This is a genomic window from Escherichia coli (assembly GCF_036503815.1).
Classification (GTDB): Bacteria; Pseudomonadota; Gammaproteobacteria; order Enterobacterales; family Enterobacteriaceae; genus Escherichia; species Escherichia coli_F.
Genome location: NZ_AP027764.1, coordinates 1269603 through 1293478 on the forward strand (window position 1 = coordinate 1269603; position 23876 = coordinate 1293478).

At 50.1% G+C, this 23876-nt stretch carries 22 protein-coding genes, 1 tRNA gene, 1 rRNA gene, 2 pseudogenes and 1 other annotated feature; of the genes and pseudogenes, 13 read left to right on the forward strand and 13 right to left on the reverse strand.

The features are described from left to right. Positions 1-30: 30 nt before the first annotated feature. A complete protein-coding gene (gene nadK, locus AABJ99_RS06165; protein WP_001059169.1) occupies positions 31-909 on the reverse strand; it encodes an NAD(+) kinase in 879 nt (292 codons plus the stop codon). Positions 910-1032: 123 nt separating this feature from the next. Between nadK and grpE the strand changes: the two genes are divergently transcribed. Continuing rightward, positions 1033-1623 (forward strand): nucleotide exchange factor GrpE, encoded by a 591-nt coding sequence (gene grpE, locus AABJ99_RS06170; protein ID WP_001300112.1) that lies wholly within the window; start codon positions 1033-1035, stop codon positions 1621-1623. Between the two features lie 34 nt (positions 1624-1657). On the opposite strand, the pseudogene AABJ99_RS06175 reads toward grpE, so the two are convergent. From AABJ99_RS06175 to ypjD, 3 genes and pseudogenes are all read right to left on the reverse strand, one after another. Continuing rightward, positions 1658-2262 (reverse strand): annotated as a pseudogene (locus AABJ99_RS06175) (DUF6630 family protein). Positions 2263-2382: 120 nt separating this feature from the next. Further along, positions 2383-3669 (reverse strand): HlyC/CorC family transporter, encoded by a 1287-nt coding sequence (gene yfjD, locus AABJ99_RS06180; protein ID WP_010723175.1) that lies wholly within the window; start codon positions 3667-3669, stop codon positions 2383-2385. Between the two features lie 20 nt (positions 3670-3689). Further along, positions 3690-4481: a cytochrome C assembly family protein gene (gene ypjD, locus AABJ99_RS06185; protein WP_001338897.1), complete on the reverse strand. Its 792-nt coding sequence runs from the start codon at positions 4479-4481 to the stop codon at positions 3690-3692. 166 nt (positions 4482-4647) lie between these two features. Between ypjD and ffh the strand changes: the two genes are divergently transcribed. The 5 genes from ffh to rplS all read left to right on the forward strand — a co-directional run bounded on the left by ffh (position 4648) and on the right by rplS (position 8148). Further along, entirely contained in the window at positions 4648-6009 is a 1362-nt protein-coding gene (gene ffh / locus AABJ99_RS06190; RefSeq protein WP_000460035.1) for a signal recognition particle protein, read from the forward strand. A gap of 136 nt (positions 6010-6145) precedes the next feature. Continuing rightward, positions 6146-6394, forward strand: coding sequence for a 30S ribosomal protein S16 (rpsP, locus tag AABJ99_RS06195; RefSeq protein ID WP_000256450.1), 249 nt, complete (start codon positions 6146-6148; stop codon positions 6392-6394). Positions 6395-6412: 18 nt separating this feature from the next. Beyond that, positions 6413-6961, forward strand: coding sequence for a ribosome maturation factor RimM (gene rimM, locus AABJ99_RS06200; protein WP_000043335.1), 549 nt, complete (start codon positions 6413-6415; stop codon positions 6959-6961). Between the two features lie 30 nt (positions 6962-6991). After that, a complete protein-coding gene (trmD, locus tag AABJ99_RS06205) occupies positions 6992-7759 on the forward strand; it encodes a tRNA (guanosine(37)-N1)-methyltransferase TrmD (RefSeq protein ID WP_000264781.1) in 768 nt (255 codons plus the stop codon). A 41-nt stretch (positions 7760-7800) separates the two neighbouring features. Beyond that, entirely contained in the window at positions 7801-8148 is a 348-nt protein-coding gene (gene rplS / locus AABJ99_RS06210; RefSeq protein WP_000065253.1) for a 50S ribosomal protein L19, read from the forward strand. 76 nt (positions 8149-8224) lie between these two features. Here rplS and yfiB read toward each other — a convergent pair whose 3' ends face one another. From yfiB to yfiL, 4 genes are all read right to left on the reverse strand, one after another. Continuing rightward, complete coding sequence (yfiB, locus tag AABJ99_RS06215; protein ID WP_039021299.1) at positions 8225-8707, reverse strand: OmpA family protein; 483 nt, start codon at positions 8705-8707, stop codon at positions 8225-8227. Between the two features lie 15 nt (positions 8708-8722). After that, positions 8723-9949: a diguanylate cyclase DgcN gene (dgcN, locus tag AABJ99_RS06220; protein ID WP_338387518.1), complete on the reverse strand. Its 1227-nt coding sequence runs from the start codon at positions 9947-9949 to the stop codon at positions 8723-8725. After that, a complete protein-coding gene (yfiR, locus tag AABJ99_RS06225; protein WP_039021300.1) occupies positions 9939-10457 on the reverse strand; it encodes a YfiR family protein in 519 nt (172 codons plus the stop codon). Before yfiR ends, dgcN begins: the two co-directional genes overlap by 11 nt. Positions 10458-10606: 149 nt before the next feature. Further along, complete coding sequence (yfiL, locus tag AABJ99_RS06230) at positions 10607-10972, reverse strand: DUF2799 domain-containing protein (RefSeq protein WP_001353010.1); 366 nt, start codon at positions 10970-10972, stop codon at positions 10607-10609. Between the two features lie 209 nt (positions 10973-11181). On the opposite strand from yfiL, the gene aroF reads away from it, so the two are divergent. Beyond that, entirely contained in the window at positions 11182-12252 is a 1071-nt protein-coding gene (aroF, locus tag AABJ99_RS06235; protein ID WP_001168045.1) for a 3-deoxy-7-phosphoheptulonate synthase AroF, read from the forward strand. A 10-nt stretch (positions 12253-12262) separates the two neighbouring features. Next, positions 12263-13384 (forward strand): bifunctional chorismate mutase/prephenate dehydrogenase, encoded by a 1122-nt coding sequence (gene tyrA, locus AABJ99_RS06240; protein WP_000225210.1) that lies wholly within the window; start codon positions 12263-12265, stop codon positions 13382-13384. A gap of 42 nt (positions 13385-13426) precedes the next feature. Here tyrA and pheA read toward each other — a convergent pair whose 3' ends face one another. The 5 genes and pseudogenes from pheA to bamD form a co-directional block, all read right to left on the reverse strand. After that, complete coding sequence (pheA, locus tag AABJ99_RS06245; RefSeq protein WP_032184936.1) at positions 13427-14587, reverse strand: bifunctional chorismate mutase/prephenate dehydratase; 1161 nt, start codon at positions 14585-14587, stop codon at positions 13427-13429. Positions 14588-14608: 21 nt separating this feature from the next. Continuing rightward, positions 14609-14734, reverse strand: a sequence feature (Phe leader region). Next, positions 14686-14733: a pheA operon leader peptide PheL gene (pheL, locus tag AABJ99_RS06250; RefSeq protein WP_001386991.1), complete on the reverse strand. Its 48-nt coding sequence runs from the start codon at positions 14731-14733 to the stop codon at positions 14686-14688. It overlaps the preceding feature by 48 nt. Before the next feature lie 102 nt (positions 14735-14836). Beyond that, entirely contained in the window at positions 14837-15178 is a 342-nt protein-coding gene (gene raiA / locus AABJ99_RS06255; protein ID WP_000178456.1) for a ribosome-associated translation inhibitor RaiA, read from the reverse strand. Positions 15179-15437: 259 nt separating this feature from the next. Next, a pseudogene (locus AABJ99_RS06260) lies at positions 15438-16148 on the reverse strand (IS4 family transposase). Positions 16149-16268: 120 nt separating this feature from the next. After that, positions 16269-17006 carry an outer membrane protein assembly factor BamD gene (bamD, locus tag AABJ99_RS06265; RefSeq protein ID WP_000197686.1) on the reverse strand — a complete coding sequence of 246 codons (738 nt, stop codon included), beginning with the start codon at positions 17004-17006 and terminating at the stop codon, positions 16269-16271. Positions 17007-17140: 134 nt separating this feature from the next. On the opposite strand from bamD, the gene rluD reads away from it, so the two are divergent. The 5 genes from rluD to AABJ99_RS06290 all read left to right on the forward strand — a co-directional run bounded on the left by rluD (position 17141) and on the right by AABJ99_RS06290 (position 23782). Further along, entirely contained in the window at positions 17141-18121 is a 981-nt protein-coding gene (gene rluD, locus AABJ99_RS06270; RefSeq protein ID WP_000079112.1) for a 23S rRNA pseudouridine(1911/1915/1917) synthase RluD, read from the forward strand. Then, entirely contained in the window at positions 18118-18849 is a 732-nt protein-coding gene (yfiH, locus tag AABJ99_RS06275) for a purine nucleoside phosphorylase YfiH (protein WP_000040132.1), read from the forward strand. The genes rluD and yfiH overlap by 4 nt, the downstream gene beginning before the upstream one ends. 129 nt (positions 18850-18978) lie before the next feature. Then, complete coding sequence (clpB, locus tag AABJ99_RS06280) at positions 18979-21552, forward strand: ATP-dependent chaperone ClpB (RefSeq protein ID WP_002431841.1); 2574 nt, start codon at positions 18979-18981, stop codon at positions 21550-21552. A 441-nt stretch (positions 21553-21993) separates the two neighbouring features. After that, positions 21994-23535 (forward strand): 16S ribosomal RNA (locus AABJ99_RS06285). Between the two features lie 171 nt (positions 23536-23706). Next, positions 23707-23782, forward strand: a tRNA-Glu gene (locus tag AABJ99_RS06290). Positions 23783-23876: the final 94 nt, after the last annotated feature.

Genomic DNA, 23876 nt, shown 5'->3' on the forward strand with positions numbered 1-23876 from the left:
TTTATATACAGTAAAGAGGCTGGCGTAAAATTAGAATAATTTTTTTGACCAGCCGAGCTTGGTGCTTAATGTATTGAAATAGCTGTAATCTTTCGGATGAATCAGATTCAGATGGTAATCACAGCGACGAATCAGGACATCTTCTCCTTCCTGAATCGGTAGTGCTATCTGGCTGTCGCAACTGATTTCCAGGTCGTTACGGCGATGTGAAAAACGCAGACGGATCGTGCTGCTGCTGTTTATGACCAGTGGTCGTGCTGACAACGTATGCGGGAACATGGGCACCAGGGTAATTGCATCCAGAGAAGGCGTCAGGATTGGACCGCCTGCCGAGAGAGAATAGGCAGTAGAGCCTGTAGGTGTCGAAATAATCAGGCCATCGGAACGCTGCGAAAACGCAAAGATCTCGTCGATATATACTTCGAATTCAATCATATGCGCCACTTTTCCTGGGTGAAGCACCACTTCATTTATCGCGGTGCTGATGCGCTTTTGGCAATCTTGCTGACAGACTTGCGCTTCCAGCAAAAAACGTTTCTCGCTGATGTAGTGACCTTCCAGCACATCGGCTAATTGTTGCTGAGCGTTATCGGGGTCAAGGTCGGTCAGGAAACCCAGGTTGCCACGGTTGATTCCAATAACTTTAATATCGTAACGGGCGAGTGTGCGCGCCGCGCCCAGCATATTACCGTCGCCACCAACGACTACCGCGAGATCAGCCAGTTGCCCAATCTCCGCGAGCGTGCCAGTTTTCACATTCTTCAGTTGCAGTTCGTGAGCGATTTGTTGCTCAACGATGACCTCGTAACCTTTTGTGCACAGCCAGCGGTAGAGCATTTCATGTGTTGTCAGTGCAGTAGGGTGCCGTGGGTGTCCCACAATGCCAATACACTTGAAATGATTATTCATTTTTCCGAGGTCCTTGTTGCGAAGATTGATGACAATGTGAGTGCTTCCCTTGAAACCCTGAAACTGATCCCCATAATAAGCGAAGTTAGCGAGATGAATGCGAAAAAAAACGCGGAGAAATTCATGAGTAGTAAAGAACAGAAAACGCCTGAGGGGCAAGCCCCGGAAGAAATTATCATGGATCAGCACGAAGAGATTGAGGCAGTTGAGCCAGAAGCTTCTGCTGAGCAGGTGGATCCGCGCGATGAAAAAATTGCGAATCTCGAAGCTCAGCTGGCTGAAGCCCAGACCCGTGAACGTGACGGCATTTTGCGCGTAAAAGCCGAAATGGAAAACCTGCGTCGCCGTACTGAACTGGATATCGAAAAAGCACATAAATTCGCGCTGGAGAAATTCATCAACGAATTGCTGCCGGTGATTGATAGCCTGGATCGTGCGCTGGAAGTGGCTGATAAAGCTAACCCGGATATGTCCGCGATGGTTGAAGGTATTGAGCTGACGCTGAAGTCGATGCTGGATGTTGTGCGTAAGTTTGGCGTTGAAGTGATTGCCGAAACTAACGTGCCGCTGGACCCGAACGTGCATCAGGCCATCGCAATGGTGGAATCTGATGACGTTGCGCCAGGTAACGTACTGGGTATTATGCAGAAGGGTTATACGCTGAATGGTCGTACGATTCGTGCGGCGATGGTTACTGTAGCGAAGGCGAAGTAAATGTCTGATGGCCGACGTGAAGTCGGCCATTTTTTTAGCTTAAAAAATCCTGTACTTCCAGCCACGGCGTGTTGAAATCATCTATTTTTTTATAGTCGTTCATTGGCAGAACGACCACGTTATAGGTGTCAGAACCTTCATTCAGATCAAAAATCTGAAAGCCTCTCTTATTGAGTTCGGTCTGGATGCGTTCAAAGATCTCGTCAAGGTAGCGGTCTCCGGCTTCACAGACATCGGAGATTTCATCCTCTTGGGTTATTTCGACAAGAAGATTCCTTAATTCCTCAGAAGCTGTCAGGTTTTTTGTGAGTTCATAAAAGCGATCTGCAGCAAAATTAGCCAGCTCACCTTCTTCATCTTCACCTTTCCAGTCAACGAGTTGAATTAATCCTTCACTGCGTAGAACCTGTAAAAATGCCTGCGCCAGGTCATGATTTCCGAGATCGCCTCCACTGCAATCGAGAACGTCTTGCAATCCATATTCGTCTTCATCTTCGTCTTCAAAGATTTCAGGAGTGGTGGCAAGTTGAGAGACGATACCAGACCATAGCGTTGGCTCGTGGGGGAAAACACGCTGGCGACGACGTTGAGGTCGTCTGCAAAATCCTTATCCCATTCAATTACATAATCTTCTGACATAACATCAATATCCTTTCCGAATGCTTGAAAAGACATTATTACATTGCTAAGTAAATGACAGGAATTGATGGAATCCTAAAAGACGGCGATAAAAAAGGCGAACCGGAGTTCGCCATTGTGTTACTCCGCCACACTCTCGCGCAGCGGTTTCACAGGAAAAACTTTTACCTGCTTAATCATATTGTCCTGTACATCGAGAATATCGATATCGTACTCACCAATACGCACGCGAGTTCCTGCGACAGGAATCTCTTCCAGTGCCTCAAGAATGACGCCATTAACCGTTCGTGCATCATCTTCCGGTAGATGCCAGTTAAAGGCTTTGTTGATTTCCCGCACGTTGGCAGTGCCATCGATAATCACCGAACCGTCGTTTTGCGGCGTGACCTCTTCGGCGAGCGTTGGCGACATCGACGTGGTGAAATCACCAACAATCTCTTCGAGAATATCTTCGACCGTCACCAGACCCTGAATATCTCCATACTCGTTGACGACCAGGCCGACTTTCTTTTTGTTGCGCTGAAACTTCACCAGCTGCGTGCTGAGCGGCGTACCTTCCGGGACAAAATAGATTTCGTCCGCGGCGCGTAGCATGGTTTCTTTGGTGAACTCTTTTTTCTCCGACATCAACCGCCAGGCTTCACGCACACGCAGCATACTGATGGCATCGTCCAGCGAGTCACGGTAGAGCACGATGCGTCCGTGAGGTGAGTGGGAGAGTTGGCGGAGAATCGATTTCCAGTCATCGTTGATATCAATACCGATAATTTCACTACGTGGCACCATGATGTCATCGACGGTCATTTTTTCCAGATCGAGTACCGACAACAGCATATCCTGATTGCGACGGGAAATTTGTGACCGCGATTCGTGCACAATGGTGCGTAATTCTTCTTTGCTTAAAGAGCCACTAACCACGATATCGGTTTTGATGCCCATCATGCGCATTAACATGCGGGTAATAGCGTTCAGCAACCAGACCAGCGGCATCATCAAAATTTGCAGCGGCGCCAGCAGAAAACTACTTGGATAGGCGACTTTTTCCGGGTACAGCGCGGCAATGGTTTTCGGCAATACTTCAGCAAAAACCAGTACGACAAAAGTTAGTACACCAGTCGCAATTGCCACGCCCGCATCCCCGTACAAACGCATCCCCACAATAGTACCGAGCGCGGAGGCAAGAATATTGACCAGGTTATTGCCGATTAACACCAGGCTTATCAGGCGGTCTGGCTTACGCAGCAATTTTTCGACGCGTTTGGCCGAGCGATTACCCTGTTTCGCCATATGCCGCAGACGATAGCGGTTGAGTGTCATCATTCCGGTTTCGGACCCGGAAAAATAGGCTGAAATGACCACCATGATGATCAGAATAATGATCAACGTAGTAGTAGAAATGTGTTCCAGGGGAAACTCCTTTTCTGGGTTTAGCTGATTAACTGCTGGACAATTCGGCTGCCGAAGTAGGCCAGTGTCAGAATGACTGCACCCGCAACGTTAAACCAGACGACGCGGCGTCCACGCCATCCTTCATGATAATGTCCCCACAGCAGCACAATATAGACAAACCACGCCACGATAGAGAGCACGGCCTTGTCGATATTTTCCATGCTAAATAAGTTGTGCATGTAGAACAGGCCAGTGCAAAGAGTGAGCGTTAACAGCACCACGCCAATCTGCGTGATGTGGAACATTTTACGCTCGATACTCATCAACGGCGGCATTTCCTGGTTAAACGCCAGCTTCTTGTTCTTCAGTTGGTAATCAATCCACGCCAGTTGTAATGCATACAGAGCGGCGATAATCAGCGTGGCATAGGAAAAGAGCGATAAGCCAATGTGAACCAGCATCCCAGGCGTTGCTTCCAGATGGGTGATGTATTCATTGGGCATAAAGGTGGCCAGCGCCAGGTTGATAAGCGCAAAGGCATAGACAATGGGTAGCAGCAACCAGCCACGATTGCGAGAAGCCACGATGGTCATTACCGTACAGATCATCAAACTGACCAGCGAACCAACGTTCAGCAGGCTGAGGTTTTGTCCGCTATCACCGTCGGGCAAGATGCGGGCTTCCAGAGCGATTGCGTGGCAGACCAGCGCGATGACCGCAGAAATAATAGCCATGCGCCGCCAGCCGCCGTTTTTTTGCAGCAGACCGGGAACAATCAGCGCAAGACTGACGGAGTAGGCGACAAGCGCGAGCAGAGCAAAAACGGGCATAGTAATGTCGACAGTTTGAGCAATAAGAAAGAGAAGCAGTATAGCGTCAGGTGAACGCTGCTCCAACCGTTGCATAACAACAAAGACGCCTTCATGTTATACTGCGGCAAAATACTGATGATGTGTCGCGATTGCGGCCAACCGTTTCCACCCCAGGCGAGAGACAATGTTTGATAATTTAACCGATCGTTTGTCGCGCACGCTGCGCAATATCAGTGGCCGTGGACGCCTCACTGAAGACAACGTAAAAGATACGCTGCGCGAAGTGCGCATGGCGCTGCTGGAGGCGGACGTCGCCCTGCCGGTAGTGCGTGAGTTTATCAATCGCGTAAAAGAGAAAGCGGTTGGTCATGAAGTTAATAAGAGCCTGACGCCGGGGCAGGAGTTCGTCAAAATCGTCCGTAACGAACTGGTTGCGGCGATGGGCGAAGAGAACCAGACCCTGAATCTGGCTGCGCAACCGCCAGCGGTGGTACTGATGGCGGGCCTGCAAGGTGCCGGTAAAACAACCAGCGTGGGCAAGCTCGGTAAGTTCCTGCGCGAGAAGCATAAGAAGAAAGTGCTGGTGGTTTCTGCCGACGTTTATCGTCCGGCGGCAATCAAACAGCTTGAGACACTGGCAGAGCAGGTGGGTGTTGATTTCTTCCCTTCTGATGTTGGTCAGAAGCCGGTTGATATCGTTAACGCGGCGCTGAAAGAAGCCAAACTGAAATTCTACGACGTGTTGCTGGTGGATACCGCCGGTCGTTTGCACGTTGACGAAGCGATGATGGACGAGATCAAGCAGGTCCATGCATCGATTAATCCGGTTGAAACTTTGTTCGTGGTTGACGCCATGACCGGTCAGGATGCGGCCAATACGGCAAAAGCATTCAATGAAGCGTTACCGCTGACCGGTGTGGTACTGACTAAAGTCGACGGCGATGCTCGTGGCGGTGCGGCGCTCTCGATTCGTCACATCACTGGCAAACCGATCAAATTCCTCGGTGTTGGCGAGAAAACCGAGGCGCTGGAGCCGTTCCATCCGGACCGTATCGCTTCCCGTATTCTCGGCATGGGCGACGTACTGTCGCTGATCGAAGATATCGAAAGCAAAGTTGACCGCGCGCAGGCAGAGAAATTAGCCAGCAAGCTGAAAAAAGGTGACGGCTTCGATCTCAACGACTTCCTTGAGCAACTGCGCCAGATGAAAAATATGGGCGGCATGGCTAGCCTGATGGGCAAACTGCCGGGCATGGGGCAGATCCCGGATAACGTCAAGTCGCAGATGGACGATAAAGTGCTGGTGCGTATGGAAGCCATCATCAACTCGATGACGATGAAAGAGCGCGCTAAGCCAGAAATCATCAAAGGTTCGCGTAAACGCCGTATCGCTGCCGGTTGCGGTATGCAGGTGCAGGACGTTAACCGTCTTCTGAAACAGTTCGACGACATGCAGCGCATGATGAAGAAAATGAAGAAGGGCGGAATGGCAAAGATGATGAGAAGCATGAAAGGGATGATGCCGCCGGGATTTCCTGGTCGCTAAATGACCTTATGCGACAGAGTTATTAACTGCTGATTGCATTTTCTCCAGAAATCAGTAAAATTTTCGGGCTTTTAATATGACACCGGACTCCGTTCCTCGATGGGGTCCGGTTGTTTTATTCACACAAGAGGATGTTATGGTAACTATTCGTTTAGCACGTCACGGCGCTAAAAAGCGTCCGTTCTACCAGGTTGTTGTCGCTGACAGCCGTAATGCACGCAACGGTCGCTTCATCGAGCGCGTTGGTTTCTTCAACCCAATCGCTAGCGAAAAAGAAGAAGGCACTCGCCTGGATCTGGATCGCATCGCTCACTGGGTTGGCCAGGGCGCAACTATTTCTGATCGCGTTGCTGCGCTGATCAAAGAAGTAAACAAAGCAGCTTAATCTGTCACGGTGGTCATGATGAGCAAACAACTCACCGCGCAAGCACCTGTTGATCCCATCGTTTTGGGAAAAATGGGTTCGTCTTACGGTATTCGTGGGTGGCTCAGAGTGTTTTCTTCCACCGAAGACGCCGAAAGCATTTTTGACTATCAGCCCTGGTTTATCCAGAAGGCGGGTCAGTGGCAGCAAGTCCAGCTGGAAAGCTGGAAGCACCACAATCAGGACATGATCATCAAGCTGAAAGGCGTTGACGATCGTGATGCGGCGAACCTGCTGACGAATTGTGAAATTGTCGTGGATTCATCGCAGCTGCCTCAGCTTGAAGAGGGTGACTACTACTGGAAAGACCTGATGGGCTGCCAGGTAGTAACCACTGAAGGCTACGATCTCGGTAAAGTCGTCGATATGATGGAAACCGGATCTAATGACGTTCTCGTCATTAAGGCAAACCTGAAAGATGCGTTTGGTATCAAGGAACGTCTCGTACCGTTCCTCGATGGGCAGGTTATCAAGAAAGTCGATCTCACTACTCGTTCAATCGAAGTAGATTGGGATCCTGGTTTTTAAACCACCGGATAAACGGTAAAAGACGGCGCTATGTGGATTGGCATAATTAGCCTGTTTCCTGAAATGTTCCGCGCAATTACCGATTACGGGGTAACTGGCCGGGCAGTTAAAAATGGCCTGCTGAGCATCCAGAGCTGGAGTCCTCGTGACTTCACGCATGACCGGCACCGTACCGTGGACGATCGTCCTTACGGCGGCGGACCGGGGATGTTAATGATGGTGCAACCTTTACGGGACGCCATTCATGCAGCAAAAGCCGCGGCGGGTGAAGGCGCAAAGGTGATTTATCTGTCACCGCAGGGGCGCAAGCTTGATCAAGCGGGCGTCAGCGAACTGGCAACGAATCAAAAATTGATTCTGGTGTGCGGTCGCTACGAAGGTATAGATGAGCGCGTGATCCAAACCGAAATTGACGAAGAATGGTCAATCGGCGATTACGTTCTCAGTGGTGGTGAGTTACCAGCAATGACGCTGATTGACTCCGTTTCCCGGTTTATTCCGGGAGTACTGGGACATGAAGCTTCGGCAACGGAAGATTCCTTTGCTGAAGGATTGCTGGATTGCCCGCACTATACGCGGCCTGAGGTGTTAGAAGGGATGGAAGTTCCGTCAGTGTTACTGTCGGGCAACCATGCCGAGATACGTCGCTGGCGTTTGAAACAGTCGCTGGGCCGTACCTGGCTTAGAAGACCTGAACTTCTGGAAAACCTGGCTCTGACTGAAGAGCAAGCAAGGTTGCTGGCGGAGTTCAAAACGGAACACGCACAACAGCAACATAAACATGATGGGATGGCGTAAGCCCCCGAGATATCAGTTTACCCAGGATAAGAGATTAAATTATGAGCAACATTATTAAGCAACTTGAACAAGAGCAGATGAAGCAGGACGTACCTTCCTTCCGTCCGGGTGATACCGTGGAAGTGAAAGTATGGGTTGTTGAAGGTTCCAAAAAACGTCTGCAGGCATTCGAGGGCGTGGTTATCGCTATTCGTAACCGCGGTCTGCACTCTGCATTCACTGTTCGTAAAATTTCCAACGGCGAAGGCGTTGAGCGTGTCTTCCAGACTCACTCTCCGGTAGTTGACAGCATTTCTGTCAAACGTCGTGGTGCTGTTCGTAAAGCTAAACTGTACTACCTGCGTGAGCGTACTGGTAAGGCTGCTCGTATCAAAGAGCGTCTTAACTAAGATTTCGCTTAAGCGACATCCTGTTAAGAAGGGCTGGCCAATTGGCTGGCCCTTTTTTTATCTGTTTGATCGTGTTTTAAGGTGTAGTAATGACCACTGCGACGCGGCGGTTCTCGGCTCTGCCCTGAGCGGTCTTGTTACTGGCGATGGGATATTTTTTTCCTAAACCCTGTGTGGTGAGGTTGCTGCGCGGAATTTGTCCACCTATAGCCCATGCATCGGCCACAACATTCGCCCGTTTCAATGATAAGGCTTCGTTGTAACTGTCTTCACCATAGTTGTCGGTGTGTCCATCCATACGGGCATGTGTTAGCCCTGTCGAGGCCAATTTGGCTGCCATGGTTTGGATTTGTTGCTGGCTTTCCGGGAGCAATTTGTAGTCATTTTTTGCGAACAGAATGGCATCTGATAAGCCCAGCGACCAGTCGCCGGCGGATTCAGTAAATCCATAAGATTGCATAGCGGCGACTTGCTCAGGAGTAAACTTCCCCTGAGGGGACTGGCAGCCAGTCAGTACTAGCGAGGTGAAAATCAGGGGTGCTACCAGGTGCTTTATCATATCGATATATCCTTGTTATCTCACCAGCTTTTCGGCACGCTGGTGTTTGGCCTGATACATATTGTGATCGGCCAGCTCTTGTAATTTTTCCGCAGAGGCATGCTCAATGGTCATCGCGTAACCAATGCTTAATGTCATTGTGGTCTGATGACCATTATGAAGATCAAACGGGCGATTAAAGATTTGTGTCAGTGCTGAGCAAATCCGCTGTACTTCGGATTCCGACTGTACACCAAAGAGGACCATCGCGAATTCATCGCCGTCTATGCGGTATGCTTTATGTTGCAGCCCGCCAAATTCTGCTAACCGTTTTGCTACCTCAATCAAGACCCGATCGCCCGTCGCATGACCCCAGGTATCGTTGATATATTTAAAATTATCGCCATCAAGAAACAGTAACGCCGACGTTTTTCTGGCGTCGGAACTGCTCATCAACGTGTTGATGCCGCTACGAAACGCAGCCCGGTTCGCCAGCCCGGTTAATGGGTCATGTAGCGCGGTACGTAGCAGCTGCGCATTTTTAGCCTGTAAGCGAAGCTGCCACTCTTCCATTTCATCCAGCAGACTGTTGAAGTCGAGAGCGAAGCGGTGAAACTCAGCGATACGTTCTTCCGAAACTCGTCGGGAAAAATTGCGGTTAGAACGCACATCATGTACGACATCGGTGATATTTTTCAGCGCTTCCACCAGGCCATTGTGCAAATGGCGGGTGAGGGTAATTGCGATGCCTGATGCCAGCAGAATACAACCGGTCAGGACAGCGAGCGAAAACCAGATAAAATGGCTGATTGAACTGTCGCGAGCGGTTAAGCGTACTTCGCCAATGGTTTCACCATTGTGACGAATCGGCTGAATGATGGGGGCAGGGAAGAGCCAGTGGCTTATGAAATTGCTGAAAGTATCACCTGGCTCCTTACGGGTGTAATGCCAGGATGCCAGAATATTTTGCTGCTTATCACGCACTTCTGCAGTTGCAAATTGGCCTTGCTGCCCCAGCGCTGCCAATGTTTCAGTTGCTGCGGGGCCATCGGCAAAAACGACCGCTGCTTCCAGAGTGTAAGTCATTGTTGCTGCTGTAAGTGCCAGGTTTTTTTGCGCGTACTGTTTCAGGGTCAGCACAGAGGTCACGGAAAGCAGCAACCAGATCAGCATCATAGTGATAAATATGCTGGTCATACTGATGTTGCGTAATGCTCTTTTAAACGTGGGGCGCTTATGAAGAGAATTATCGTTATCCATCATTTTTCTTCCGTGCGAGCATTAAGACATCTGGGTTCACCTTTACACCGCTACGCGATAAGGCATCCAGGTTTACGGCAAATCTGACGTCATTATTGTGGATGATCAGACAAAAGGCGCTGCCAATAATGCACTCGGCATTTTGTTCGGCAATTAATAATAACGCCTTTGACGGATATTGTTCGGTTAATTCCATCTGGAATGTTGGTGACTCGTTGCCAAAATAAAAACCATTGCAGCCTGATATCATCGCCTCTTGTTGAGAGTGAATGATGACAGGCAGATAAGGCAAAGATGTCGCGCCATTCTCTTGTAGGGCGGTACTAAAACGTGAAGATGAAAAGATACATAACTTTGGTAGGCCTGATAGCGCAGGCCAGCGAGTGTAACTGACAATACCGGAAACCATCATACGCACGTTTTTCGCAACGTCAGAAGGTTCCTGAGCGAGTATTGGTGCTCCCGTCAGCAGGAGAATCAGCAGTAAGAACAGTCGGTGAGAAAAACGCATTCAGGGATCCTCACCATCTTCGCTCGAAATGCATCGATATTTTTTCAGAATGCTCATTAAAATATCATTCTTTCATGCGGTCGTCATCAATGTGAGAAATAAAACACAATGAGTAGAATCTCATGTTTAATTTATTTGTGGGGGTTTAATTAATTTAATCGTATTGTGCTGGCATTTTCATCAGCCCCTTTTTGCCATACTTCATGCAGTTGGCTGGCATTTTCAACATTGTTGCAGCTGGCAGGAAAGCTTTTACCGGAAAGTCCTCGGGCATAAGTAAAATCGGTCTGGCAAGTTTTCTTTTGTCCTTCGGCATATCCTTTAAGGTATAGGCCGCGATCCGCCTGTGAATCGCTAAATGCATCGTCATCTTTTATGGCGTTGCCCGATATCGCATCTTCCATACCAACATCATACCAGTCGGTGCTGGTCAAGGTTGGCGCGTGAGTATAAGGATCAATCTGACATCCGCTAACCAGTAAAGCCAACAAGGGGGCGATAAACTTTTTCATCATTTCTTTCTCCTTTTTCAAAGCATAGCGGATTGTTTTCAAAGGCGATGTAAATTTATTTATACACAAACAAGGGTTAAAAGCGCGAATAAATTGCTTGTGTAAAGAAAAATGTACGAAATATGGATTGAAAACTTTACTTTATGTGTTATCGTTACGTCATCCTCGCTGAGGATCAACTATCGCAAACGAGCATAAACAGGATCGCCATCATGCAAAAAGACGCGCTGAATAACGTACATATTACCGACGAACAAGTTTTAATGACTCCGGAACAACTGAAGGCCGCTTTTCCATTAAGCCTGCAACAGGAAGCCCAGATTGCTGACTCGCGTAAAACCATTTCAGATATTATCGCCGGGCGCGATCCTCGTCTGTTGGTAGTATGTGGTCCTTGTTCCATTCATGATCCGGAAACTGCTCTGGAATATGCTCGTCGATTTAAAGCCCTTGCCGCAGAGGTCAGCGATAGCCTCTATCTGGTAATGCGCGTCTATTTTGAAAAACCCCGTACCACTGTCGGTTGGAAAGGGTTGATTAACGATCCCCATATGGATGGCTCTTTTGATGTAGAAGCCGGGCTGCAGATCGCGCGTAAATTGCTGCTTGAGCTGGTGAATATGGGACTGCCACTGGCGACGGAAGCGTTAGATCCTAATAGCCCGCAATACCTGGGCGATCTGTTTAGCTGGTCAGCAATTGGTGCTCGTACAACGGAATCGCAAACACACCGTGAAATGGCCTCCGGGCTTTCCATGCCGGTTGGTTTTAAAAACGGCACCGACGGCAGCCTTGCAACGGCTATTAACGCTATGCGTGCCGCCGCCCAGCCGCACCGTTTTGTTGGCATTAACCAGGCAGGGCAGGTTGCGTTGCTACAAACTCAGGGGAATCCGGACGGGCATGTGATCCTGCGCGGTGGTAAAGCGCCGAACTATAGCCCTGCGGATGTTGCGCAATGTGAAAAAGAGATGGAACAGGCGGGACTGCGCCCGTCTCTGATGGTAGATTGCAGCCACGGTAATTCCAATAAAGATTATCGCCGTCAGCCTGCGGTGGCAGAATCCGTGGTTGCTCAAATCAAAGATGGCAATCGCTCAATTATTGGTCTGATGATCGAAAGTAATATCCACGAGGGCAATCAGTCTTCCGAGCAACCGCGCAGTGAAATGAAATACGGTGTATCCGTAACCGATGCCTGCATTAGTTGGGAAATGACCGATGCCTTGCTGCGTGAAATTCATCAGGATCTGAACGGGCAGCTGACGGCTCGCGTGGCTTAAGAGGTTTATTATGGTTGCTGAATTGACCGCATTACGCGATCAAATTGATGAAGTCGATAAAGCGCTGCTGAATTTATTAGCGAAGCGTCTGGAACTGGTTGCTGAAGTGGGCGAGGTTAAAAGCCGCTTTGGACTGCCTATTTATGTTCCGGAGCGCGAGGCATCTATGCTGGCCTCGCGTCGTGCAGAGGCGGAAGCTCTGGGTGTACCGCCAGATCTGATTGAGGATGTTTTGCGTCGGGTGATGCGTGAATCTTACTCCAGTGAAAACGACAAAGGATTTAAAACGCTTTGTCCGTCTCTGCGTCCGGTGGTTATCGTCGGTGGTGGCGGTCAGATGGGACGTCTGTTCGAGAAGATGCTGGCACTCTCGGGTTATCAGGTGCGGATTCTGGAGCAACATGACTGGGATCGAGCGGCTGATATTGTTGCCGATGCCGGAATGGTGATTGTTAGTGTGCCCATCCACGTTACTGAACAAGTTATTGGCAAATTACCGCCTTTACCGAAAGATTGTATTCTGGTCGATCTGGCATCGGTGAAAAATGGACCATTACAGGCCATGCTGGCGGCGCATGATGGTCCGGTGCTGGGGTTACACCCGATGTTCGGCCCGGACAGCGGTAGCCTGGCAAAGCAAGTTGTGGTCTGGTGTGATGGACGTAAGCCGGAAGCATACCAATGGTTTCTGGAGCAAATTCAGGTCTGGGGCGCTCGGCTGCATCGTATTAGCGCTGTCGAGCACGATCAGAATATGGCGTTTATTCAGGCACTGCGCCACTTTGCTACTTTTGCTTATGGGCTGCACCTGGCAGAAGAAAATGTTCAGCTTGAGCAACTTCTGGCGCTTTCTTCGCCGATTTACCGCCTTGAGCTGGCGATGGTTGGGCGACTGTTTGCCCAGGATCCGCAACTGTATGCCGACATTATTATGTCGTCAGAGCGTAATCTGGCGTTAATCAAACGTTACTATAAGCGTTTCGGCGAGGCGATTGAGTTGCTGGAGCAGGGCGATAAGCAGGCGTTTATTGACAGTTTCCGCAAGGTGGAGCACTGGTTCGGCGATTACGCACAGCGTTTTCAGAGTGAAAGCCGCGTGTTATTGCGTCAGGCGAATGACAGTCGCCAGTAATAATCCAGTGCCGGGTGGCGTGTTTCACCCGGCACGATTTCATTATGCCGGATCGACTGGTACCACATTCTCGCTTGGGTAACAGCCCAGGACTTTCATCGAGCGAGTGATTTCACCTAGCTCTTTCAACGCCTGTTGCATTTCCGCTGATTCCAGATTGGCCTGAATATCCAGATAAAACATCTCTTCCCACGGGTTTCCGTGAATCGGGCGTGATTCCAGACGGGTCATAATCAGATTGTGGTTGCGCAGTACCAGCAACGCTTCAACCAGCGCACCAGCTTGTTGTCCGGTCGCCATTAACAACGTCGTTTTCGCCGGAACCTGGTCAGAAACGTTAATGGCTTTACGTGCCAACACCACAAATCGGGTGAAGTTTTGTCGCTGATTCGCTTCAATATGCTCCAGTACCTGCAAACCGTACAAAGTGCCGCCAGCTTCGCTTCCCAACGCAGCAACATGCGGTGATTTTGCCTGTGCAACCTTTTCCATTGCCGCAGACGTACTTTCGGTATATTCAATCTTCCAGTGCGGATAACGATTAAGGAATTTGCTGCATTGCTGGAATGGCTGCGGATGGCTGTAGACCGTATTAATGGTGGATAAATCAGTAGTGCCGGAGACCAACAAACAATGATCGATAGTTAACGTCATCTCGCCAACAATCGACAAACTGGTATGTTGCAGCAGATCGTAAACGTCGTTTATGGCACCGGAGCTGGTATTTTCAATCGGTACGACGGCATAGTCGGCCTGGCCGGTTTCCACCTGATTAAAAATATCGGCAAATTTGGCGCAGCCACTTTCAATGAATTGCTCAAAGTGACGCGCAGCGTACTGACGAGCGGCAAGATGTGAATAGGAGCCTTTGGGGCCGAGAAAAGCGATGCGTGCTGAGTGCGGATTAATTTTATTGAGATGTTGCTGGAGCAGTGCCTGCTGAGTTAATACGGAATCTTCAATGATGAGCTGGAACAGGCGAGTAATGTAATGGGCGTCCAGATGGTGCACTTTACCGAGCGTAATTAATCTTTCCAGCAAATCGCGTTCGCGATCAATATCACGTACCGGGCGATGAGAGAGCAGTTTGGCTTTTCCCACCTCGACGGCCAGTTCGCGCCGCTCTGCCAGTAATGCTAATAATTTTTCATCCAGCGCGCTGATTTTCTCTCGCAGCGCCAGTAACGGGTTTTCCGATGTCATAGTGTTGCCTTTTTGTTATCAATAAAAAAGGCCCCCCGGTTTGGGAGGCCTTATTGTTCGTCTTCGCATTCTGTTTCACACGACGAAACGCCTCCCATTCAGGGGAAGGTAAAAAAGAATGCGAAGAAAAACGGTGTGTGTTTCATGTTTGTTTCCTTAAGTGACTTTAGTACAGTACCCGTACTGTTTTCACGCTGTCAACAAAAAACGCGCCCGAAGGCGCGTTGGCGATACACTCAATATAAAGGACTACTCTTCTTCAACTTCTTCGACGAAGTTGGCGTCTTTCACCGATGTTGCGGCACGACGTGCTTCGCCTTTGTGCTGCAGTTTATTGAGCTGCCGTTCCAGCTTGTTGATCAATTCGTTAATTGCGGTGTACATATCTTCATGTTTACCACTGGCAACCAGAACGCCGTTAGGTGTATTGATTGTGGCGTCAGCAACAAAACCTTGTGGCTCTTTGGACAGAATGATATGTGGATTAATCAGATGTGTTTGCCATTTTTCCAGTTTGGCGAGACGGTCTGCGACATGTTGGCGGATGGCCGGAGTAATTTCCATTTGTTTGCTGGTAATGTTCATTGTCATAAATTTTACCTCTTGTCTTCCCGTCTTGGTGAATTCAGCATACCGTTCCTGATGTCAAAATGTGTGATGGAAATCTCATAATTTTGTCACTTTTTGTCAACGAATCTTTTTTGTGAGAAATCGCAGGAAGAGGTGTTTTTTTACTTGAGGAATATCTCAAAGCGAGCCATATTTGATGAGATCGATAGTGACTAAATCGCTTCAGTTTCACAACTAACAGAATAAAAAAACGGCAGCTCAAGGCTGTAATGCCAGTCAGTTAAGCAACTGACTGGCTCTTTTTCGGGGCTGTGGGGTATTTCCAGGGCCTCTCCTTTACCACTCTCGGGAAGGCCCTTTCCCTTCTTGTCGGTAATTTCACAAGTTGTCCCATACTTGCAAGATCGCGCATCAGCTCCGGTATACGTCCCGGTGAAGCGCATGGCGTCCGTCATCGACGTCAGCAGATGGCTGGTCAGTTCCATCTGGCAGACCATTTTGACCTGCGGGTAGAGCGCCGGGTTCCCGGCATGTGTCTGGCGGGGGAAGGCTGCATCGTTCTCTGGTGTATCCGGTGTGCGCCAGAACACACCATCGATGGCCAGCAGGGGCAGGCCGCACCAGTGCGGATGCAGCGTGGCGTTATGCCAGAGCTGCGCTGTTTTCGTGAACACGCGTCGGACAGCCTCACTTCCCAGGCGCTGGCGGGCCTGAATAACGGCACTGGGGGCAACGAAGGGGCGATTGCCCGGCAGCATGATGTCCAGGCGATTCACAATCTGGTGAAGAGGTTCTTTACGCTCAAGCGCCATGCCAACAATACACCAGACCATCATTTCGAGGGGAAGACGGCGCTTGCGTAGCGTTACAGTACCTGATTCGGCAAGGCAACGAGAGATGAGTTCGGGGTCGAGGTAATCCCCAGAGAAGTCAGTGGGTTACGCAGAGAATCGTAACGGGATACCAAATCAAGGGCCTGTCCAATGAGCATAAAAAAATCCGGAAACGAGTGAGCGTTTCCGGATTCTTACACAGGCACTGGATCGGTCAACTGATCCTTAACTGATCGGCATTACAGCTCAAGGCTGCCGTTTTGTGTTTCAGGTTTCTGTTATGTATTGCTGCTGTTTGCGGCGATGATTTTCGCTACTTTTTCAGCTTGCGCATTCATCTGCATCTGACGGTATGCATTTTCCATCAGCGGCAGCGCATCACGCGTAGCCTGGGTATCCGGATAGTCGCGCAACATGCCTTCTACGCGGTTAACGACGGCAACCCATGCACCACGTTCTGTATAATACTCGGCAACGGAGTATTCATATTTCGCCAGACGATCTTTCAGGAATACCAGACGTTTGGTGGCATCGGTGGTGTACTGACTGTTCGGATAGCCGCGCACCAGTTTGGAAAAGTCACTAAACGCAGCTCGTGCATGTTGAGGATCGCGATCGCTACGGTCAACGCCAAAGAACCCTTGTAGTGCACTGTCATCGAGCGCCATATTGGTCAGGCCACGCATGTACATGACATAATCGATATTCGGATGGGTCGGGTTAAGGCGAATAAAACGATCGATGGCAGCCTGTGCTAACGGCAAATCGGCGTTTTTATAGTAGGCGTAGATGAGATCCAGCTGCACCTGCTGCGAATACGGACCAAACGGATAGCGATTATCTAACGCTTCCAGTTGCGTTATTGCCTGTCTCCAGTTACCGTCCTGCAGCTTTTGTTGTGCAGTCGCGTAAATTTCATTTGGCGGATTATCAGGTACTTCTTCCTTTGACCCCGAGCAACCCGCCAAAAACAGGCTTAGTGTGGCGGCTGCCACCAGATATTTCATGCGCGTCATGACGTTTTGACTTTCCTCAAAATGTAATACGGGAGATTCTCTGTTCCTGCTCCCGGTTAAGACCAGCTACAATAGCACACTATATTAAACGGCAAAGCCGTAAAACCCCAACGATAAACGAAGAAGCAGTATATATGGCACAACGAGTACAGCTCACTGCAACGGTGTCCGAAAACCAACTCGGTCAACGCTTAGATCAGGCTTTGGCCGAAATGTTCCCGGATTATTCACGTTCGCGAATAAAAGAATGGATCCTCGACCAGCGCGTGCTGGTTAACGGCAAAGTTTGTGATAAGCCGAAAGAAAAAGTATTGGGTGGCGAGCAGGTGGCCATCAACGCTGAGATTGAAGAAGAAGCGCGTTTTGAACCGCAGGATATCCCGCTGGATATCGTCTATGAAGATGAAGATATCATCGTCATTAATAAACCACGCGACCTGGTGGTACATCCTGGCGCGGGTAACCCGGATGGCACGGTACTGAATGCGTTGCTTCATTATTATCCGCCCATTGCCGATGTACCGCGTGCGGGCATCGTCCATCGTCTGGATAAAGACACCACCGGCCTGATGGTTGTGGCAAAAACCGTTCCGGCTCAGACGCGTTTAGTCGAATCTTTGCAACGGCGTGAAATTACTCGTGAGTATGAAGCGGTGGCAATTGGTCATATGACCGCTGGCGGTACAGTAGATGAACCAATCAGCCGTCACCCGACCAAACGTACTCACATGGCGGTGCATCCGATGGGTAAACCGGCGGTCACTCACTATCGCATCATGGAACACTTCCGTGTGCACACGCGTCTGCGGTTGCGTCTGGAAACCGGACGTACGCACCAGATCCGCGTGCATATGGCCCATATCACTCATCCGCTGGTGGGCGATCCGGTTTATGGCGGCCGTCCGCGTCCGCCAAAAGGTGCTTCGGAAGCGTTTATCTCCACGCTGCGTAAGTTTGACCGCCAGGCGCTTCATGCAACCATGCTGCGTCTTTATCACCCGATCTCCGGCATCGAAATGGAATGGCATGCGCCTATTCCACAAGATATGGTGGAGCTGATTGAGGTGATGCGCGCCGATTTCGAAGAGCATAAGGATGAAGTGGACTGGTTATGAGTAAGCTGATTGTCCCGCAGTGGCCGCTGCCAAAAGGTGTTGCGGCCTGTAGCTCTACCCGTATCGGCGGCGTGAGCTTGCCGCCGTATGACTCGCTCAACCTCGGTGCCCATTGTGGCGATAACCCGGATCACGTCGAGGAAAATCGTAAGCGACTTTTTGCTGCGGGCAATTTGCCTTCAAAACCGGTCTGGCTTGAGCAGGTACACGGCAAAGATGTGCTTAAGCTTACTGGCGAACCTTATGCCTCAAAACGAGCGGATGCCTCTTATAGCAATACGCCCGGCACGGTTTGCGCCGTGATGACGGCTGACTGCCTCCCTGTGCTGTTTTGCAATCGAGCGGGAACGGAAGTCGCCGCCGCTCATGCTGGCTGGCGTGGACTGTGCGCAGGCGTGCTGGAAGAGACGGTTTCCTGTTTTGCTGATAATCCCGAAAACATTCTCGCCTGGTTAGGGCCGGCAATTGGTCCACGCGCGTTTGAAGTGGGAGCGGAGGTTCGCGAGGCGTTTATGGCAGTAGACGCCAAAGCGAGTGCAGCTTTCATTCAGCATGGAGATAAATATTTGGCGGATATTTATCAGCTTGCCCGGCAGCGTCTGGCGAACGTTGGTGTTGAGCAAATTTTCGGCGGCGACCGTTGTACATATACGGAAAATGAGACATTCTTCTCTTATCGTCGCGACAAGACCACTGGTCGTATGGCAAGTTTCATTTGGCTGATATAACCTAAAGAATCAAGACGATCCGGTACGCGTGATTTTCTTTTCACATTAATCTGGTCAATAACCTTGAATAATTGAGGGATGACCTCATTTAATCTCCAGTAGCAACTTTGATCCGTTATGGGAGGAGTTATGCGTCTGGATCGTCTTACTAATAAATTCCAGCTTGCTCTTGCCGATGCCCAATCACTTGCACTCGGGCACGACAACCAATTCATCGAACCACTTCATTTAATGAGCGCCCTGCTGAATCAGGAAGGGGGTTCGGTTAGTCCTTTATTAACATCCGCCGGCATCAATGCTGGTCAGTTGCGCACAGATATCAATCAGGCATTAAATCGTTTACCGCAGGTTGAAGGCACTGGTGGCGATGTCCAGCCCTCACAGGATCTGGTGCGCGTTCTTAATCTTTGCGACAAGCTGGCGCAAAAACGTGGTGATAACTTTATCTCGTCAGAACTGTTCGTTCTGGCGGCACTTGAGTCTCGCGGCACGCTGGCCGACATCCTGAAAGCAGCAGGGGCGACCACCGCCAACATTACTCAAGCGATTGAACAAATGCGTGGAGGTGAAAGCGTGAACGATCAAGGAGCTGAAGACCAACGTCAGGCTTTGAAAAAATACACTATCGACCTCACCGAACGAGCCGAACAAGGCAAACTCGATCCGGTGATTGGCCGTGATGAAGAAATTCGCCGTACCATTCAGGTACTGCAACGTCGTACTAAAAATAACCCGGTGCTGATTGGTGAACCAGGCGTTGGTAAAACAGCCATCGTTGAAGGTCTGGCTCAGCGTATTATCAATGGCGAAGTGCCGGAAGGGTTGAAAGGCCGCCGCGTACTGGCGCTGGATATGGGCGCGCTGGTGGCTGGGGCGAAATATCGCGGTGAGTTTGAAGAACGTTTAAAAGGCGTGCTTAACGATCTCGCCAAACAGGAAGGCAACGTCATCCTGTTTATCGACGAATTACATACCATGGTCGGTGCGGGTAAAGCCGATGGCGCAATGGACGCCGGCAACATGCTGAAACCGGCGCTGGCGCGTGGTGAATTGCACTGCGTAGGTGCCACGACACTGGACGAATATCGCCAGTACATCGAAAAAGATGCTGCGCTGGAACGTCGTTTCCAGAAAGTGTTTGTTGCCGAGCCAACCGTGGAAGACACCATTGCTATTCTGCGTGGCCTGAAAGAACGTTACGAGCTGCACCACCATGTGCAAATTACTGACCCGGCAATTGTTGCAGCGGCGACGTTGTCTCATCGCTACATTGCGGACCGTCAGCTGCCGGATAAAGCCATCGACCTGATCGATGAAGCAGCATCCAGCATTCGTATGCAGATTGACTCAAAACCAGAGGAACTCGACCGACTCGATCGTCGTATCATCCAGCTCAAACTGGAACAACAGGCGTTAATGAAAGAGTCTGATGAAGCCAGTAAAAAACGCCTGGATATGCTCAACGAAGAACTGAGTGACAAAGAACGTCAGTATTCCGAGTTAGAAGAAGAGTGGAAAGCTGAGAAAGCGTCGCTTTCTGGTACGCAGACCATTAAAGCGGAACTGGAACAGGCGAAAATCGCCATTGAACAGGCTCGCCGTGTGGGTGATCTGGCGCGGATGTCTGAACTGCAATATGGCAAAATTCCAGAACTGGAAAAGCAACTGGAAGCCGCAACGCAGCTCGAAGGCAAAACTATGCGTCTCTTGCGTAATAAAGTGACCGACGCCGAAATTGCTGAAGTGCTGGCGCGTTGGACGGGGATTCCGGTTTCTCGCATGATGGAAAGCGAGCGCGAAAAACTGCTGCGTATGGAGCAAGAACTGCACCATCGCGTTATTGGTCAGAACGAAGCGGTTGATGCGGTATCTAACGCTATTCGTCGTAGCCGTGCGGGGCTTGCGGATCCAAATCGCCCGATTGGTTCATTCCTGTTCCTTGGCCCAACTGGTGTGGGTAAAACTGAGCTTTGTAAGGCGCTGGCGAACTTTATGTTTGATAGCGACGAGGCGATGGTCCGTATCGATATGTCCGAGTTTATGGAGAAACACTCGGTGTCTCGTCTGGTTGGTGCGCCTCCGGGATATGTCGGTTATGAAGAAGGTGGCTACCTGACCGAAGCGGTGCGTCGTCGTCCGTATTCCGTCATCCTGCTGGATGAAGTGGAAAAAGCGCATCCGGATGTCTTCAACATTCTGTTGCAGGTACTGGATGATGGGCGTCTGACTGACGGGCAGGGGAGAACGGTCGACTTCCGTAATACGGTTGTCATTATGACCTCTAACCTCGGTTCCGATTTGATTCAGGAACGCTTCGGTGAACTGGATTATGCGCACATGAAAGAGCTGGTACTCGGTGTGGTAAGCCATAACTTCCGTCCGGAATTCATTAACCGTATCGATGAAGTGGTGGTCTTCCATCCGCTGGGTGAACAGCACATTGCGTCGATTGCGCAGATTCAGTTGAAACGTCTGTACAAACGTCTGGAAGAACGTGGTTATGAAATCCACATTTCTGACGAGGCGCTGAAACTGCTGAGCGAGAACGGTTACGATCCGGTCTATGGTGCACGTCCTCTGAAACGTGCTATCCAGCAGCAGATCGAAAACCCGCTGGCACAGCAAATACTGTCTGGTGAATTGGTTCCGGGTAAAGTTATTCGCCTGGAAGTTAATGAAGACAGGATTGTCGCCGTCCAGTAATGATAAAACGAGTCCTTCGGGGCTCGTTTTTGTCTATAAATTAGACGGAAAAGACTATGTTCAAGATGTTTTGCCTGAAAAATGAGCGAACGATAAAGTTTTTATATTTTTCGCTTGTCAGGCCGGAATAACTCCCTATAATGCGCCACCACTGACACGGAACAACGGCAAACACGCCGCCGGGTCAGCGAGATTCTCCTGAGAATCTCGACAGAGAAAAGCAAAAAAATGCTTGACTCTGAAGCGGGAAAGCGTATTATGCACACCCCGCGCCGCTGAGAAAAAGCGAAGCGGCACTGCTCTTTAACAATTTATCAGACAATCTGTGTGGGCACTCGAAGATACGGATTCTTAACGTCGCAAGACGAAAAATGAATACCAAGTCTCAAGAGTGAACACGTAATTCATTACGAAGTTTAATTCTTTGAGCATCAAACTTTTAAATTGAAGAGTTTGATCATGGCTCAGATTGAACGCTGGCGGCAGGCCTAACACATGCAAGTCGAACGGTAACAGGAATCAGCTTGCTGATTTGCTGACGAGTGGCGGACGGGTGAGTAATGTCTGGGAAACTGCCTGATGGAGGGGGATAACTACTGGAAACGGTAGCTAATACCGCATAATGTCGCAAGACCAAAGAGGGGGACCTTCGGGCCTCTTGCCATCGGATGTGCCCAGATGGGATTAGCTAGTAGGTGGGGTAACGGCTCACCTAGGCGACGATCCCTAGCTGGTCTGAGAGGATGACCAGCCACACTGGAACTGAGACACGGTCCAGACTCCTACGGGAGGCAGCAGTGGGGAATATTGCACAATGGGCGCAAGCCTGATGCAGCCATGCCGCGTGTATGAAGAAGGCCTTCGGGTTGTAAAGTACTTTCAGCGGGGAGGAAGGGAGTAAAGTTAATACCTTTGCTCATTGACGTTACCCGCAGAAGAAGCACCGGCTAACTCCGTGCCAGCAGCCGCGGTAATACGGAGGGTGCAAGCGTTAATCGGAATTACTGGGCGTAAAGCGCACGCAGGCGGTTTGTTAAGTCAGATGTGAAATCCCCGGGCTCAACCTGGGAACTGCATCTGATACTGGCAAGCTTGAGTCTCGTAGAGGGGGGTAGAATTCCAGGTGTAGCGGTGAAATGCGTAGAGATCTGGAGGAATACCGGTGGCGAAGGCGGCCCCCTGGACGAAGACTGACGCTCAGGTGCGAAAGCGTGGGGAGCAAACAGGATTAGATACCCTGGTAGTCCACGCCGTAAACGATGTCGACTTGGAGGTTGTGCCCTTGAGGCGTGGCTTCCGGAGCTAACGCGTTAAGTCGACCGCCTGGGGAGTACGGCCGCAAGGTTAAAACTCAAATGAATTGACGGGGGCCCGCACAAGCGGTGGAGCATGTGGTTTAATTCGATGCAACGCGAAGAACCTTACCTGGTCTTGACATCCACGGAAGTTTTCAGAGATGAGAATGTGCCTTCGGGAACCGTGAGACAGGTGCTGCATGGCTGTCGTCAGCTCGTGTTGTGAAATGTTGGGTTAAGTCCCGCAACGAGCGCAACCCTTATCCTTTGTTGCCAGCGGTCCGGCCGGGAACTCAAAGGAGACTGCCAGTGATAAACTGGAGGAAGGTGGGGATGACGTCAAGTCATCATGGCCCTTACGACCAGGGCTACACACGTGCTACAATGGCGCATACAAAGAGAAGCGACCTCGCGAGAGCAAGCGGACCTCATAAAGTGCGTCGTAGTCCGGATTGGAGTCTGCAACTCGACTCCATGAAGTCGGAATCGCTAGTAATCGTGGATCAGAATGCCACGGTGAATACGTTCCCGGGCCTTGTACACACCGCCCGTCACACCATGGGAGTGGGTTGCAAAAGAAGTAGGTAGCTTAACCTTCGGGAGGGCGCTTACCACTTTGTGATTCATGACTGGGGTGAAGTCGTAACAAGGTAACCGTAGGGGAACCTGCGGTTGGATCACCTCCTTACCTTAAAGAACTGTACTTTGCAGTGCTCACACAGATTGTCTGATGAAAAGTGAATAGCAAGGCGTTTACGCGTTGGGAGTGAGGCTGAAGAGAATAAGGCCGTTCGCTTTCTATTAATGAAAGCTCACCCTACACGAAAATATCACGCAGCGCGTGATAAGCAATTTTCGTGTCCCCTTCGTCTAGAGGCCCAGGACACCGCCCTTTCACGGCGGTAACAGGGGTTCGAATCCCCTAGGGGACGCCACTTGCTGGTTTGTGAGTGAAAGTCGCCGACCTTGATATCGTTAAAGATGACTTACGAGTCATGTTTAAGATATTTGCTCTTTAAAAATCTGGAT